Annotated in this window: 12 protein-coding genes; 3 read left to right on the top strand and 9 right to left on the bottom strand. The window is 52.1% G+C overall.

Annotated features, from left to right (window positions below; translation table 11 throughout):
* Window positions 1–17: 17 nt before the first annotated feature.
* The 5 genes from pheT to rpmI form a co-directional block, all read right to left on the bottom strand.
* A complete protein-coding gene (gene pheT, locus B152_RS0102560) occupies window positions 18–2,426 on the bottom strand; it encodes a phenylalanine--tRNA ligase subunit beta (protein ID WP_020590812.1) in 2,409 nt (802 codons plus the stop codon).
* Between the two features lie 15 nt (window positions 2,427–2,441).
* A complete protein-coding gene (pheS, locus tag B152_RS0102555; RefSeq protein WP_020590811.1) occupies window positions 2,442–3,512 on the bottom strand; it encodes a phenylalanine--tRNA ligase subunit alpha in 1,071 nt (356 codons plus the stop codon).
* 39 nt (window positions 3,513–3,551) lie between these two features.
* Complete coding sequence (locus B152_RS0102550) at window positions 3,552–3,941, bottom strand: hypothetical protein (protein WP_020590810.1); 390 nt, start codon at window positions 3,939–3,941, stop codon at window positions 3,552–3,554.
* Window positions 3,942–4,108: 167 nt separating this feature from the next.
* Window positions 4,109–4,465 carry a 50S ribosomal protein L20 gene (gene rplT, locus B152_RS0102540; RefSeq protein ID WP_020590808.1) on the bottom strand — a complete coding sequence of 119 codons (357 nt, stop codon included), beginning with the start codon at window positions 4,463–4,465 and terminating at the stop codon, window positions 4,109–4,111.
* A gap of 18 nt (window positions 4,466–4,483) precedes the next feature.
* Window positions 4,484–4,684 (bottom strand): 50S ribosomal protein L35, encoded by a 201-nt coding sequence (gene rpmI / locus B152_RS0102535; protein WP_020590807.1) that lies wholly within the window; start codon window positions 4,682–4,684, stop codon window positions 4,484–4,486.
* Between the two features lie 355 nt (window positions 4,685–5,039).
* On the opposite strand from rpmI, the gene B152_RS0102530 reads away from it, so the two are divergent.
* Together B152_RS0102530 and B152_RS0102525 are read left to right on the top strand one after the other, a co-directional pair.
* Complete coding sequence (locus tag B152_RS0102530; RefSeq protein ID WP_020590806.1) at window positions 5,040–6,155, top strand: efflux RND transporter periplasmic adaptor subunit; 1,116 nt, start codon at window positions 5,040–5,042, stop codon at window positions 6,153–6,155.
* A 2-nt stretch (window positions 6,156–6,157) separates the two neighbouring features.
* On the top strand, window positions 6,158–9,286 hold the full coding sequence (locus B152_RS0102525; protein WP_020590805.1) for an efflux RND transporter permease subunit: 3,129 nt from the start codon (window positions 6,158–6,160) through the stop codon (window positions 9,284–9,286).
* A gap of 45 nt (window positions 9,287–9,331) precedes the next feature.
* Here B152_RS0102525 and B152_RS0102520 read toward each other — a convergent pair whose 3' ends face one another.
* The 4 genes from B152_RS0102520 to B152_RS0102505 form a co-directional block, all read right to left on the bottom strand.
* A complete protein-coding gene (locus tag B152_RS0102520; RefSeq protein ID WP_157230780.1) occupies window positions 9,332–10,549 on the bottom strand; it encodes an NAD(P)/FAD-dependent oxidoreductase in 1,218 nt (405 codons plus the stop codon).
* A 95-nt stretch (window positions 10,550–10,644) separates the two neighbouring features.
* On the bottom strand, window positions 10,645–11,166 hold the full coding sequence (gene infC / locus B152_RS0102515; protein ID WP_020590803.1) for a translation initiation factor IF-3: 522 nt from the start codon (window positions 11,164–11,166) through the stop codon (window positions 10,645–10,647).
* Between the two features lie 172 nt (window positions 11,167–11,338).
* Entirely contained in the window at window positions 11,339–13,258 is a 1,920-nt protein-coding gene (gene thrS, locus B152_RS0102510) for a threonine--tRNA ligase (RefSeq protein WP_020590802.1), read from the bottom strand.
* A 323-nt stretch (window positions 13,259–13,581) separates the two neighbouring features.
* On the bottom strand, window positions 13,582–14,811 hold the full coding sequence (locus B152_RS0102505) for a glycosyltransferase family 4 protein (RefSeq protein ID WP_020590801.1): 1,230 nt from the start codon (window positions 14,809–14,811) through the stop codon (window positions 13,582–13,584).
* A gap of 30 nt (window positions 14,812–14,841) precedes the next feature.
* Between B152_RS0102505 and B152_RS0102500 the strand changes: the two genes are divergently transcribed.
* A complete protein-coding gene (locus B152_RS0102500; RefSeq protein WP_020590800.1) occupies window positions 14,842–15,648 on the top strand; it encodes an alpha/beta fold hydrolase in 807 nt (268 codons plus the stop codon).

The following is a 15,648-nucleotide window of genomic DNA, read 5'->3' as shown; positions in this document are numbered from 1 at the left end:
TCTGCCGGACTATCGGCTTAGCTGCGCAGGACCGCCCCTGTCGCCTTCATCGCCTGAGCCAGAACTTTCTGGGAAACCGCATCAATTTCCTCATCTGTCAGGGTATGATCCTTTGGCTGTAGAGTAACCGTTACCGCCAGGGATTTTTTCCCCTCTTCAACACCCTTTCCGGTATAGATATCAAACAGAACAGCATTGCTGATCAGGTTCTTGTCTGCACCGATTACCGCCCGAAGCAACCTTCCTGCCTCAACAGTATCATCCACAAGGAAAGCAAAATCACGTTCGACCGGCTGGAAGGCAGACAGGACCAGGGCCGGCTTGATATTGCTGGACTCGCCCTTTTTAACCTTGGGCTGGGGAATCTTCTCGAGGAAGACTTCAAATGCCACAACCGGGCCTTTGATATCCATGGCTCCAAGAACCCGAGGATGCAATTCCCCAAAATAGGCCAGCACATTCGTCGGACCCAACCCCAAAGCTCCTGAACGACCGGGGTGGTAGTGGGAAGGCGCTGTTGTAAAGACCTGAAGATTGTCTACCGGGGCCCCTGCAGCTGAGAGTGCGGCAAGCGCATCCCCCTTGGCATCGAAAAGATCAACCGGGCGCGGTGCGTTTTCCCAATGCCGTTCTGAAGCCTTGCCCGAGCGCAGGCCAGAGGCCATTTCCAGCTGCCCTTTTGCTGTATCATCCTGATACTGTGGTCCGACTTCAAACAGGGCATTATCGCTATACCCACGGTCTGTATTCTTTGCCGCAGCAGCCAAAAGCGTCGGCAGGACAGAGGGACGCATGGTGTCCAGATCTGTCGAGATCGGGTTGGCCACCCGCAAACAATCAGGGACAGAGCCAAAAAGATCAGCCTGCGCACGGGACACGAAAGAGAAGGTAACGGCCTCGTCAAGCCCGCGCCAGCACAAGGCCGTCCGCGCATTTGAAACTCTGCGCTGGGCCAGGGTCAGAACACCCTGTGGCAGATAGTGATCACTCGACATCTGCAGTTCGGGAATATTCTCGTACCCATGGATACGAAGAACCTCCTCAACCAGACAGGCTTCCATCTCCACATCATTGCGCCAGCTTGGCACCGCAACCGAGAGAACAGTATCCTTTTCCTCGACCTCGAAGCCGAGGACGGAGAGAATTTCGACCTGTTTTTCCTTGGCGATCGCAACACCGCAAAGCTGTTCGACCCGTTCCGGACGCAACTCAAGAACACGTTTGGCAGAAGGGATTTCACCTGCAGAGGTCAGGCTACTTACCTCACCACCACAAAGATCAAGCACCATCCGGGTCGCAACATCAATACCCCAGTCAGCCGAAGCGGAATCAACACTGCGCTCGAAACGATAGCGCGCATCGGAATTAATTCCGGTCTTGCGCCCGGTGACCGCAACAGAAACCGGATCAAACAGGGCTACTTCCAGGAACATGTTGCTGGTTGTCTCGCTGCAGCCTGAATTCAGGCCGCCCATAACGCCGCCAATGCCCTGGACAGCTGTATTGTCCCCGATGACAACCATGCCATCAGCAAGCTTGTAGGTTTCGTCATCAAGGGCGAGGAATTCTTCGTTATCCCTTGCATTACGCATAACCAGATCACCAGACAACTTGTCTGCATCAAACACGTGTAATGGTCGGCCAAGATCAAAAGAAACATAGTTGGTGATATCAACCAGTGCCGAGATCGGACGGTTGCCAATCGCGCGCAGACGATCCTGAACCCATTTGGGGCTTGGGCCATTTTTCAGCCCTTTGAAATAACGTCCGGCAACATAGGGTACCTTGTCTGCTACTTCAGCATCAATCTTCCAGCTGATCGGGCTGTTGAAGGTTCCGGCAAGTTTTTCAGTTTTCAGTGGCTTGAGTTTACCCAACCCGGCCGCAGCCAGATCACGTGCCACACCACGCACCCCCAGACAATCTCCGCGGTTCGGTGTAATCGCAATTTCGATAACCGGATCATCAAGGCCAAGAATTTCCGCCAGCGGCACGCCGATTTTGGTATTATCAGGCAGATCAATAATACCGTCGTGTTCGTCGGAAAGCCCCATTTCTCTCTCGGAAACCAACATTCCGTTGGACTCTTCCCCGCGCAACTTGCCAGGCTTGAGCAACAGATCGATCCCCGGCACAAAGCTGCCAACTGGCGCAAACACACCAATCATACCTGTACGGGCGTTGGGGGCCCCACAAACCACCTGGCTCGTCCCCTCAGCAGTCTCCACCTGACAGACACGTAATCTATCCGCATTGGGATGTTGCACCGCTTCGACAACGCGCGCTGTCTTGAAGGCTTTCAGCTCTTCAGCCTTGTTTTCTACGCCTTCAACTTCAAGGCCGATCAGAGAAAGTTTTTCGACAATCGCTTCAAGGGAAGCATCTGTATCGAGGTGATCTTTCAACCAGTTCAATGTGAATTTCATTACCTCAATCCTTCCTTACAGACCACGTACCATGCTGGGCATTTCCATGGGCAGGAACCCATAGTGTTTCATCCAGCGCAGATCTGTTTCATAGAAAGTCCGCAAATCGGGAATACCGTATTTGAGCATGGCCAGGCGCTCGATCCCGATCCCGAAGGCAAATCCCTGATATTTGGTTGAATCAATGCCGCAGTTTTCAAGAACCTTCGGATTGATCATCCCGCTGCCGAGAATCTCGAGCCAGTCATTACCAGCCCCGATTTTCAGTTGCCCGTCTGCACGACTGCAGCCGATATCCACTTCAGCAGAAGGTTCTGTGAAAGGGAAGTAGCTCGGGCGGAAACGCAGAGGCAGATCCTCTACTCCGAAATAGGCCCGGCAGAATTCGATCAGAACACCCTTGAGATGTCCCATATTGGTTTTTTCATCGATCACGAGTCCCTCTACCTGATGAAACATCGGGGAGTGTGTCGCATCGTGATCAGCACGGAAGGTACGGCCCGGTGCGATAATCCGGATCGGCGGGGTCGTCTTCTGCATAGCCCGGATCTGCACAGGAGATGTATGGGTTCGCAGTACCGAACGGGTACCATCTTCCCGTTCGGGCATATAGAAGGTATCAAGCTCCTGACGTGCGGGATGTTCTGGCGGAATATTCAGGGCCGTGAAATTGTGAAAATCATCCTCGATATGCGGCCCCTGTGCGACAGAGAACCCCATCTCGCCAAAGATCGCCACCAGCTCTTCCAGTGTCTGGCTGATCGGGTGCATTTTTCCAATTGTGACCGGGCGTGCAGGCAAGGAAACGTCAATAGTCTCACGGGCGAGACGTTCAGACAAAGCCGCTTCATGCAGGATTTCCTTGCGACGATCCAGGGCATCGGCCACATCCTGTTTGATCAGGTTAAAGGCCTGCCCGGCAGCTTTTCTCGCTTCAGGATCAAGGCCACCCAGGGTTTTCATCCGCTGAGTGATCTCGCCCTTTTTACCCAGAGCCTGTACCCGTACATTGTCAAGAGCCTCAAGGTCGGCTGCTTCTTCTACCCGCTGCAGCAAGGCACCACGGAGTTCTTCCAGATTTTCCATTCCACTACTTCCAGTCGCGGGGGAATTCCCCCTCTATCTCTATTCAAGCTTCATCGCCAACATGGCCATCGCACCACCGGTAATACTCTGTATCCGGCCATCAAACAGGACTTGATCCAGGACAATATCCCGGGAAATTTTGTCAAAACGATAGAGCAAAATCAGCTCTCGCTCGATACCGTCCAGTTCTTTTCGAACCGTTGCCGTGACCCGGATTACCTCTTCAGACTGTTTAGCATCCCAAGGCTCGGAGAGCCAAGTGACTTTCCCGCTTCGCCCCGCAAGTTCCTCAACCAGATCTCCTATTGTCTGCCCGTCCACCGTTCTCTGCCGCACGACAAAAGTATCAGGGGAATATTCACCCTCATTACAACTTGTCAGAAAAAACAGGCCAAACAGCAGGGAAACAAAGGTTCGGAGAGAGAACATTGTGCGCTAACAACATCATGAAGCCCACCACACGCGGTGGGCAGAACAAGGGAACAGCCCGGGAAAACAGGCTTCGGGGTTATCTGGGCAACCAAGACAAAAGGCAGCATCCGGATACCGGATGCTGCCTTCGGATAGTCACCTATCGCAGAGCCTGGCGCTTTTAATTACGCCAGAGCTGCTTTTGCTCTTTCCACGACAGCTGCGAAAGCTGCTGGCTCACGAACAGCAAGATCCGCCAGAATTTTACGGTCAAGACCGATTTCGGCTTTCTTGGCACCATTCATGAACTGGGAATAGGTCATACCGTGCATGCGGGCACCGGCGTTAATACGCTGGATCCACAGACCGCGGAAAGTGCGTTTCTTAACGCGACGATCGCGGTAAGCATACTGCCAGCTTTTTTCCAGCCGCTGTACGGCAACCCGGAAGACGTTTTTACCACGGCTACGGAAGCCGCGAGCAAGTTTAGTAATTTTTTTGTGGCGTGCGCGCGCAGTCACGCCCCGTTTTACACGAGCCATATTGCTACTTCCCTAACCTTAACTGTTAACGAGAAAATTACGTTTGATGATGCGAGCATCTGATTCACAGAGAGTTGTCGTCCCGCGAGCGTTACGAATCATTGTCTGTGAACGCTTGCGCATCCCGTGCCGTTTCCCTGCCTGGGCAGCAACGACTTTACCAGTTCCGGTCAGGCGGAAGCGTTTCTTCGCGCCAGATTTCGTCTTAAGTTTGGGCATTTTCTTTCCTTTAAATAACAGGTTCTTTTCAGAGTGACTAGGCATACCCTTTGGCACATGCCACCCGACAATGGCGGGGTTTATAGTACCCTTTCCCCACAAAGGCAAGAGACTTAAGATTCTGGAACGACGACATTCCCACAGCCCCGGCTGGACTGAATAGATCCTGCTCGAAATCGTTCTTGAAAATTAAGAACAATTTTCATCGTTTGATCATGTATAGTCTTATTTCCGCAACAGCAAAACCACACAAAACATACCGAAGGGTATTGAAATATAATTTCAAGACAATACTTATCCCGGACAGTTATTACAAAAAGTCAGATTCTGAGACCGACAACAGCGAGAGAAACCCATGCGCAAATTCACCCCCTGGAGTCTGGCAGCTCTGATTTCTGCAGCAGCAACCAACCTTCTCCATAGTACACAGACCTTGGCCCAAGAGAGCGCAGCCCCCCTCCCCAGTGTGACTGTAACCACCGTTACCGAGCGGGATATCGCTCCGGAACTCAGCTTTATCGGTCGGGTCGAAGCCAAGGAAAAAGTTTTCATTCAGGCCAGAGTGGAAGGTTTTCTTGAACAGCGCCTGTTCACTGAAGGGGCTCTCGTCAAAGAAGGAGACCTGCTCTATGTCCTTGAGAAAGCTCCCTATGAAATCACCGTAGCTCAAAGCCAGGCAGATCTGGCAGGTGCAGAAGCAACCTTGAAAAATGCCCGTTCAGATCTCAGTCGCAAAGAAGAGCTGAGAAAAAAGAAAGTCGTCTCAGAAGCATCACTTGATACCTCGCTCGCCAATGAAACCTCTGCCCAGGCGAGTGTCATGCAGGCCAAAGCCTCTCTTCGCAAGGCAGAGCTGAATCTGAGCTACACCGAAATCCACAGCCCGATCAACGGCCAGATCGGCAGCTCCCGCTATAGTGTCGGAAATCTGGTCAATCCGGGCAGCGAACCGCTGGCGACTATTACCAGTATGGACCCGATTTATGTAAACGTTCCTGTCAGTGACAAAATCATCCTTGAGGTTCGTCGAAATGGCTCGATCACTAAACCGACAGTCACCCCGACACTTACTTTGTCTGATGGAAAAGCCTATGAATTCCCGGGTGAGTTTGATTTCATCAACACGGAAGTAAACCAAAACACCAACTCGATCACCACCCGGGCTGTTTTCCCCAATCCAAATCATCTTCTGGTGCCTGGGCAATTTGTGAACGTTGCCGTCCGGGCAAAAGAAACCCGTCCAGCCCTCGTCATCCCCCAATCATCCGTTCAGAAAGATCAGCAGGGCTACTTTGTTTTAGCTGTTAACCGGGACCACAAGGTCGAGGTGCGGCGAATCGAAGTCGGTGAACAGATTGAGAATGACTGGGTGGTCACAAACGGGCTGCTTAAGGGCGAGCGGATCATCGTTCAGGGAATACAGAAGGTCAGACCCGACATGCAGGTCAACCCGATTGAAGAGGGAGCCTGAGCGTGTTTTCAGCTTTTTTCATCAATCGTCCAAAGTTTGCCCTCGTCATCTCCATCGTCATTGTTCTTGCTGGTATCATCGCCCTCAAGGGCCTGCCTGTCGCCGAATACCCCGAAATCACTCCGCCGCAGGTTAAGGTTACAGCCACCTATCCCGGTGCGAATGCCACCGTCGTGGAACAGTCTGTCGCAGCCCCAATCGAAGCAAAGGTCAACGGGGTTGATGACATGCTCTATATGTCATCAACCAGCAACAATGACGGGGGCTATGAACTGACAGTAACCTTTGCTGTCGGCACTGATCCTGACATTGCTGCAGTGAATGTACAGAACAGGGTCGCCACAGCGAATGCTTCTCTGCCTCAGGATGTTATCCGGCAAGGTGTTATCACGCAAAAACAATCAACCTCGATGCTTCTGGTCATCAATCTTGTCTCGCCGGACAACAGCCAGGATACCCTGTTTCTCAGCAACTATGCCTCAATTTATATCCAGGACAATCTGGCCAGAATTAACGGCGTGGGAAGTGTATCCCAGTTTGGTGCCCTTGATTACGGGATGCGGGTCTGGATTGATCCCGACAAACTCACAGCTTTCGGCCTGACCACAAAAGATGTCGCCGCAGCCATTGAAAGCCAGAATATACAGGCAACTGCCGGACAACTGGGTGCCCCCCCGTTTGAAGGTACACCCCAGTTCCAATACACATTACAGGCAAAAGGCCGACTTACCTCCCCCGAAGAATTTGAAGATATCATTGTCCGCGCTAACAATGACGGCTCCTTTATCCGCCTCAAGGATGTTGCACGCCTCGAACTTGGATCCCAGAGCTATTCAGCTGCTTCCAAGCTGAACAACAGCCCGACCGCTGCCATTGCAGTTTATCAGTCGCCCGGTGCAAACGCACTGGATGTCGCCGATGAAATCTATGCCGAACTGGATCGGCTTTCGGTCAGCTTCCCCCAGGGAATGGAATACAAAATTCTCTATGACACCACCAATTCAGTAAGGGCATCAATCGAGGAAGTGCTCCAGACACTGATGATCACTTTTGGTCTGGTGGTTGCTGTAACGTTCCTGTTTCTAAGCGACTGGCGCTCAACCCTGATCCCAACCCTGGCAATCCCCGTATCGCTGATCGGGACTTTCGCTGTCCTCTACGCAGTTGGGTTCAGCGCCAACATGATCACCCTTTTTGCCATTATCCTGGCAATTGGGGTCGTCGTTGATGACAGCATTATTGTTGTCGAGAATGTACAGCGTATCATCAAGGAAACCGGCAAATCTGCCCCCGAAGCCACGCGTTTGGCCATGAAAGAAGTTACAGGCCCGGTTATTGCGACAACACTGGTGCTCCTGGCTGTTTTTATTCCTGTTTCTTTCATGCCCGGAATCACGGGCGAGCTCTATAAACAATTCTCGGTGACAATCTCGGTTGCCGTTGTCTTGTCCTCAATCAATGCCCTCACCCTCTCCCCGGCACTCTGTGCCCTTCTGTTAAAATCTGATTCAGGCGAAGCCCGCGGGATTTTCAAACTCTTCGCGACCATGGTGGACAAAACCCGAAACGGATATGTCCGTATCGTGGCGCTGATGATACGTCGAATTCTTCTTTCCATGGCCGTTCTCGGGATTTTTGCAGTTGTTACTGGCTATATGTTTTCAGTTGTCCCAACCAGTTTTATCCCCATGGAAGACAAGGGCGTTTTCTTTGTGAACGCACAGCTACCCGACGGTGCCTCTCTGGAGAGAACCAACGAGGTGACTGCAGAAATCACAGACATGCTTCTTGCTGAAGAAGGTGTAACGGATGTCATTTCTGTTACAGGCTTCAGCCTGTTATCTGGCTCTGCCTCAAATTCTGCCCTGCTTATTCCTATCCTCAGCGACTGGGACGAGCGGACGAGCCCGGAGCTAAAATGGTACGCGATCCTCGGCAAAATAAACGCCAAACTTGCAAGCATTGCCTCGGCCCAGGCCTTCGCCTTCCCGCTCCCTCCGATCATGGGACTTGGAACCAGCGGCGGGATTGAAGCCCAGGTGCAGGATTATCTCGGCCGCACACCGCAGGAACTGGCATCTGCCGTACGCAGTCTTGCCTTTACAGCCAATCAGCAACCCGAACTAAGCAATGTTTTCAGCACCTATTCAGCCAACATACCTCAACTTTTTCTTGAGGTAGACAGAGAAAAAGCCAAAGTTCTGGGTATTGAAATCGCCGATATTTTCTCGACCCTGCAAACCAATCTTGGTTCGTCCTACATCAACGACTTCAATCTCTATGGCAAGGTTTACCGGGTCCAGATCCAGGCTGAAGCCAAATATCGAAACAGCATAGATGACATCGGCCGCATCCATGTCAAAAATGCCAATGGGGATATGGTTCCCCTGCGTAGTCTGGTTGAGATAAAGCCGATCCTGGGCCCCTTGTCTGTCGCCAGATACAACCAGTTCAGCTCCGCATCGCTCTCGGGCTCTCCTGCAACAGGCTACAGTACCGGTGATGCGATCACCGCACTGGAACGAGCTGCAGCGCAGGCCCTTCCTGATGGCTACGGTCTGGAATGGACAGGGACTTCCAAGCAGGAGCAGGAAGCGGGTGGTTACATTGCCATCATCTTCTCTCTGGCATTGGTTTTTGCCTACCTCTTTCTTGTGGCCCAGTACGAAAGCTGGACTACCCCTCTCTCGGTCATTGTATCGGTTGTCATTGCCGGGTTCGGCGCTCTGCTGCCCATGGCATTGCTCCCCTTTCTCGACAACAATCTCTACGCTCAGATCGGGATGGTTATGTTGATCGGCCTTGCCAGTAAAAGCGCCATTCTTATCGTCGAGTTTGCCAAGGTACGTCGTGAAGAAGGCCTCGCTATCCGTGAAGCTGCCCTTGAGGCCGCCTCATTACGCTTCCGGGCTGTCATGATGACGGCTCTTTCGTTCATCCTTGGGGTCTTGCCACTGATCTTTGCTTCTGGTGCCGGTGCTGCCAGCCGGGTTGCTGTCGGCTTCGTAGTCTTCGGAGGCATGGTTGCTGCCACATCCATCGGCATCCTTTTTATCCCGGCACTCTACGTTGCCTTCCAGTCGTTACGGGAAGCCGCTAACAAGAAGTTTTGGAGAACCGAGGCAAAATAATACAAAGCCATAGGGGCCAAAATAGGAATTTTGGCCCCTATGGCTTTACTTCGCCTTTCTCGCCCGAGCACTGGCACAAAGAAGCTGAAATGCCTCTGAAGCAGGCGCCACGTCACCAAACCGCTGCAGATCAAAAGGCGCTAGGTCATATTGGCTTTGCCCCTGTGTAATCAGTTCGGCAAGAGCATCTCCAATACCACCCGAAGCCATCACTCCGGAACCACAGCATCCAGCTGCTACGAACACCCCCTGAACGGCTTTTGCGGCCCCTAAAAGAAAGTGACCATCCGGGGTGTAAGCTGAGAGTCCGGCCATATAGTGCTCAAAACGGGCCGTTGCCAAACCAGGGAAGAAGTTTGAGACTCTTGCCTCTGCCTCGATCAAGGCGTCCCATTCGCCTCCCTCATCGGTGACGGCAAAAGACGATATATCCTCCGGGAGAAGCCGATAATCAAAAGTACGGGAATGCGCCTCCTGAACCCCAAGCAACAGACCGCCCACCTCAGGCCGGGTATAAGCCCCGGCATCTCCATGTATCATCATTGGCTGGCGCTCTCCGAAATTTATTTCTGCTGCAGCGATCCAGAAGTGGCTTCGGGTGGGAACCATCGGCAATGCAATACCATGAGGAAGGGTCAGATCATTCGACCAGGACCCACCAGCGACAACAACACTGTCACAGGCAACCACCCCCTGGTCAGTTTCGACACCCGTAACAACACCATTTACCACCCTGATGCCCCGCACAGATACACCCGTTTTGATCTCCACCCCGAACAATCTTGCCGCTTTTGCATAGGCACGGGTCAAACGATAGGAATCAATATAGCCTTCTTCTTTGAAAAAAACCGTCAGGGCATCATCTGCTGCAGAAAACCAGGGCAACATTTCAGACCGCCACTGCCGGTCCACCGTTTCGACAGAGATCCCTTCTGCTCCCGCGCGGTTCAGAATTTTCAGTAAACTGGCTTTATTGGCTTCGCTCTCTGCAACTCTCAAGCTGCCAACAGCTTTAAAATCAAGGCCATCACCTGTGATTTCTTCCAATTCAGACAGGAGTTCAAATGTCCTGCGACTCAGACAATCAACAGCAGGTTTAGAAGATATCCTGAACATAAGCCCAGCAGCTTGCGAAGAGGAAGCTGTAGCAAGATCCCGACGTTCCAGCAAAAGAACGTCCTCCTTGCCCTGCTTTGCAAGGTGGTAGGCCGTTGAACAGCCCAGTATTCCGCCTCCGATTACGACAAGCGAAGCCTTTTTCACAGCTATACCCTCCATCGACAAAACCGATACCTTACAGGCAATAAAAAAGCCGCTCGGAAACGAGCGGCTTTTTTTGTACGATCCAGATCTGGCTCTTATCTCGGAGCCAAAATCATAATCATCTGACGGCCTTCCATCTTGGGCCGCAATTCGACTTTAGCGATCTCGTCAAGATCCGTCTCGATACGCTTGAGAACATCAAGACCAATGTCCTGATGGGTAATTTCACGGCCACGAAAACGCATCGTCACCTTGACCTTGTCACCCGCAGAAATAAACTTGTTCGCAGCCCGCATCTTCACATCATAGTCATGCGTATCGATGTTGGGGCGAACCTTAAGTTCCTTGAGCTCAACAATCTTTTGTTTCTTGCGAGCTTCGTTTTTCTTTTTCTGCGTCTCAAAACGAAAACGGCCATAGTCCATGATCTTGCATACTGGTGGCTCCGCATTTGGAGAAACTTCGACAAGATCCAGTCCGGCATCGAGCGCGCGTTTCATCGCGTCTCTTGTTGACACCACACCAACCTGTTCGCCTTCTTCATCGACAAGGCGGACAGAATTGACTGTGATTCGTTCATTTACCCGCGGACCATCGATGCGCGGGGGTGTTGTCATTGGAGGGCGTGCTATTGTCGTGCTCCCGTTATTCCTGTTATCCCAAAATCGCTGGTAGCTGGCACCAGCAGCAGATCATTATCTTAAAAATTCCGACCGTATTCTACCATTACGCCCGGCATAATGCCAATAACCCCCAGTGGTCGGCAACCAGAAAGTTATTTTTTATCGCTTATCCTTCAGCAGGAGACCTGGCTTCCTCTGCGAGTGAGCTAAGTGCCTCTTCCAAAGTCATAATTTGTTGGTCCTTGCCACCAAGACGACGCAGAGCAACTTTCCCTTCCTCTGCTTCCCGACGTCCGACAACGGCAATAACCGGTGTTTTGCTCAGACTGTGTTCGCGAATCTTGTAATTGATCTTCTCATTACGCAGATCCGCCTGAACCCGAAGACCAGCTGCCTTAAGCTTGTCCCGGACTTCAAGCGCATAGTCGTTGGCATCCGTCGTGATCGAGGCAACCACAACCTGTTGCGGCGCCAGCCAAAGTGGAAACTTGCCTGCATACTGTTCAATCAGGATGGCTAGAAAACGCTCGAAGGACCCAAGAATCGCCCGGTGCAGCATAACGGGACGATGACGCTTGTCATCCTCACCAATGTAAGAAGCATCAAGGCGCTCTGGCAGGATCACGTCAACCTGCAGCGTTCCACACTGCCAGTCCCGACCAATTGCATCCTTGAGCACAAATTCGAGCTTTGGACCGTAGAATGCTCCCTCACCCGGGTTCATTGTATAGCTAAGGCCTGCCTCTTCAACAGCTTCACGAAGGGCTGCCTCCGACTTGTCCCAACTTTCATCCGTACCCGCACGCTTTTCCGGACGGTCAGAGAATTTGACAACGATGTCTTCAAAACCAAGATCTTTGTACACCAGCTTGAGCAAGTCACAGAAAATGACTGTCTCGCTATTGATCTGGTCTTCGGTACAAAAAATGTGTGCATCATCCTGGGTAAAGGCGCGGACACGCATCAGACCGTGGAGTGCTCCTGAAGGCTCGTTTCGATGGCAGGCACCAAATTCGGCCATCCGCAACGGCAGATCGCGATAACTGGTTTGACCCTGTTTGAAAATCTGTACATGCCCAGGACAGTTCATCGGCTTGACCGCGAGAGTGCGGTCATCTTCGGAACTGGCAATAAACATGCCTTCGCGGAATTTCTCCCAGTGGCCCGATGCCTCCCAAAGCGAGCGATCAATCAGCTGTGGCGTTTTCACTTCCTGATAACCCGCCACGTTGAGACGCTTGCGCATATAGTCTTCAAGCGAGCGATATAGTGCCCAGCCTTTTGGGTGCCAGAATACGGAGCCCGCAGCTTCTTCCTGCAGATGGAACAAGCCGAGTTCTTTGCCCAGACGACGGTGATCGCGCTTTTCGGCTTCTTCAAGCATGAGCAGGTGCTTCTTCAGCTCCTTCTCGTCAGACCAGCAGGTCCCATAGATCCGCTGCAGCTGATCATTATCCTTGTCGCCACGCCAATAGGCACCGGAGACCTTCATCAGCTTGAAGCCCTTGCCGATCTTCCCGGTCGAGGGAGCATGAGGACCGCGACACAGGTCCAGCCAGTCTCCCTGGCGATAGATCGTGAGGTCTTCATCACCGGGAATATTGTCAACATGTTCAGCCTTGTACTTCTCGCCTTTGGCAAGGAAGAACTCTTTGGCCGTCGCCCGGTCCCAGACTTCGCGGACGAAAGGCAGATCCCGGGCAATGATTTCATGCATCTTCGCCTCGATCTTCTCCAGATCATCAGACGAGAAAGGCTCCTTGCGGGCAAAATCGTAGTAGAATCCGGTATCTGTCGAAGGCCCAAAGGTAACCTGCGTATCCGGGTAAAGTTCCTGCACGGCCTCCGCCATTACATGCGCGCAGTCATGACGCAACAGCGCCTGGGCTTCGGCGTGTTTCCGGGTCACAATTTCCAGGGTCGCATCGGTGGTGATGGTATAGGAAGTATCGCGCAACTCGCCATTAACAACCACAGCCAAAGCATCACTGGCCAAACGCGGACCAATGGATGCAGCCACCTCATGCCCTGTGACGGGACCGTCAAATTTGCGCTGACTTTCATCAGGCAATGTAATCGTGACCATAGGAAACCGTTCTCAGTTACTGTTTTACGTAGAAGAAATTGAAATTTTATAGGGTTTCGGCACTGTAGAATGTTTCCCTGTACTGTCAAGCACAGCACAGGGGAATCAGCGCAAACAGGCCGATTCTTTTAATAGCGCCCCAGGGAAACCATTCGAACCCTGCCCGGTTTACACTTGCCTTATTCAGCTTGGAGATTTTGCCCGGCAAAAACCTGAAAGAAACTCATCTCGCTGGAATTCATCAATGAGTTACCAGAGGATTACCGGAAAGCGTAAAAAGTTGACGGTCAATCCCCTGGATAATCAATCGGCGAAGCAGTGATCTAAACTGCTTTCTTGCCCTTCGCATTGATAAGCTCGCTATAGATTGACAGCGTCTTGGCACACATGAGCTTCTTGGTGAAAAACTGCTGGACCCGTTCCTGCCCTTTACGCGAAAGAATTTCCCTCTCCCGGGCATTGAGACTTAGCGCTTTACGAATAGCTCTTGCACAGCTCTCGGCATCCCCGTTTTCGAACAGAAAACCTGTTTCGTTCGGCAGCAGCTGTTCTTTGGCCCCACCATGATTACTGGCAACCACGGGGCGTCCCATCGCCTGCCCTTCGCTGACGACCCGACCAAAGCCTTCCGGATCGGTAGAGGCAGAAACCACCACATCGGAAAGCATGTAGGCCGAAGGCATGTCATCACAGTTATCCATGATGAAAGCCCGCTCGCTCAGGCCTAAATCTGCAATCATTTTTTCCAGCTCTTCACGATAGGCCGACCGCCCCTGGTCGGAACCTACCAACGCACAGCAAAGGTCAAGATCGTGCAGATGGGTTAGAGCCTTCAGCAAAATTGCCTGCCCCTTCCAGCGGGTCAAGCGTCCCGGCAGCATAATCAACGGCACGCCGTCTGGCAGGCGCCATTTGGTCGAGAGCTGGATCACCCGTTCGGCACTGACGGTATGGGGGCTGAAACTGTCTGTATCCATCCCGCGATGAACAACCCGGACTTTACTCTCATCAACCTCATAGTTGCTCCGGATATATTCCGACACAAATTCAGAGATCGAAATCACGATATCACCTCGGGTCATTACCGAGTTGTAATAGCGTTTGAAACGGTTTTCGATATTGTAAGGCGCATGCACTGTCGTAACGAAAGGAACCCCTGCCTTTCGGGCGGCTCTCTGGGCAGGCCGTCCAGGCGCACGTGATCTTACATGAACAAGATCAACACCATGCTTGCGGATAACTTTCAAAAGACGGCTGGTATTGCGCCACATGGTCCAGGGATTTTTGGAATGAACCGGCAGCTCAACATGTTCAACGCCCGCCATGTTCAAGCGCGTGACCAGCTGTCCGCCACGCGAGGCGACAATGGCCTTGCCACCGGCTTCGACAATAGCTTTGGCCATATCCAGCGTCCCGCGCTCAACTCCGCCGGAATCCATGGCCGGAACCACCTGGAGCACGGTCATGGCTGTTCCATCCGGCTTGACCAGAACAGGAAGCTCGGGGGTAGCAGCTTGCGATAACAAAGTGTTAATGTAAGAACCATCCGTCATAACGGTTACTTCAGGAGTCCTGTTTTATTTATGTCTGACAAAATCATAACGCCCGCTCAAAATACAGTGTCCAGCACCCAGCCACCAGCATTTCTCGAACGCCCTGATGGGCAGCGTATAGCCTATATAAAGACAGAAGGCGATAAGGATTTACCCGGACTTGTGTTTCTTGGCGGTTTCATGTCTGACATGACCGGCACGAAAGCTGTCGCACTGGAGAATTTCGCCCGCGACAGGCGACAGAGCTTCCTGCGGTTTGACTATTCCGGCCATGGGCAATCTTCCGGCCTCTTTAAAGACGGCACCATTGGACAATGGAGCCAGGATGCCTTGGCCGTTGTAGATCAACTCACCAAAGGACCCCAGATCCTGATCGGCTCCTCCATGGGTGGCTGGATCATGCTGAACGTCGCCTTACAAAGACAGGAACGGATCAAAGGTCTTGTTGGAATAGCTGCTGCTCCAGACTTTACCGAAGATCTCATGTGGCAAAAATTTTCACCGGAGATTCAGGCAACACTGCTGCAGGAAGGTGTTTACCACCAGCCCAGTGACTACGGGGATGCACCTTATCCCCTTACACTCCAGCTGATTGAGGAAGGGCGCAAGCATCTGCTTTTAAGACAAAAGCAGAAAATTTCCTGTCCCGTCAGGCTTATTCAGGGAATTGAGGATCTCGATGTTCCCTGGATAACAGCAACACGAATATCAGAATCACTGCAAAGTGATGATATCGAGGTGATTTTGGTGAAAAACGGCGATCACCGCCTCTCCACACCTGAAGATCTCCAGCGCCTGTTCAAAGTGGTCAAGGAAATCAGCCACCAGAAATTCTGA

The sequence above is a fragment of the Kiloniella laminariae DSM 19542 genome (assembly GCF_000374005.1).
Classification (GTDB): Bacteria; Pseudomonadota; Alphaproteobacteria; order Kiloniellales; family Kiloniellaceae; genus Kiloniella; species Kiloniella laminariae.
This window is presented reverse-complemented; position numbering and strand designations above follow the sequence as displayed.

Excerpts from the sequence above, each read along its gene's own strand:
- pheT (WP_020590812.1), bottom strand. The coding sequence starts at position 2,426 with ATGAAATTCACATTGAACTGGTTGAAAGATCACCTCGATACAGATGCT.
- pheS (WP_020590811.1), bottom strand. The coding sequence starts at position 3,512 with ATGGAAAATCTGGAAGAACTCCGTGGTGCCTTGCTGCAGCGGGTAGAA.
- B152_RS0102550 (WP_020590810.1), bottom strand. The coding sequence starts at position 3,941 with ATGTTCTCTCTCCGAACCTTTGTTTCCCTGCTGTTTGGCCTGTTTTTT.
- rplT (WP_020590808.1), bottom strand. The coding sequence starts at position 4,465 with ATGGCTCGTGTAAAACGGGGCGTGACTGCGCGCGCACGCCACAAAAAA.
- rpmI (WP_020590807.1), bottom strand. The coding sequence starts at position 4,684 with ATGCCCAAACTTAAGACGAAATCTGGCGCGAAGAAACGCTTCCGCCTG.
- B152_RS0102530 (WP_020590806.1), top strand. The coding sequence starts at position 5,040 with ATGCGCAAATTCACCCCCTGGAGTCTGGCAGCTCTGATTTCTGCAGCA.
- infC (WP_020590803.1), bottom strand. The coding sequence starts at position 11,166 with ATGACAACACCCCCGCGCATCGATGGTCCGCGGGTAAATGAACGAATC.
- thrS (WP_020590802.1), bottom strand. The coding sequence starts at position 13,258 with ATGGTCACGATTACATTGCCTGATGAAAGTCAGCGCAAATTTGACGGT.
- B152_RS0102505 (WP_020590801.1), bottom strand. The coding sequence starts at position 14,811 with ATGACGGATGGTTCTTACATTAACACTTTGTTATCGCAAGCTGCTACC.
- B152_RS0102500 (WP_020590800.1), top strand. The coding sequence starts at position 14,842 with ATGTCTGACAAAATCATAACGCCCGCTCAAAATACAGTGTCCAGCACC.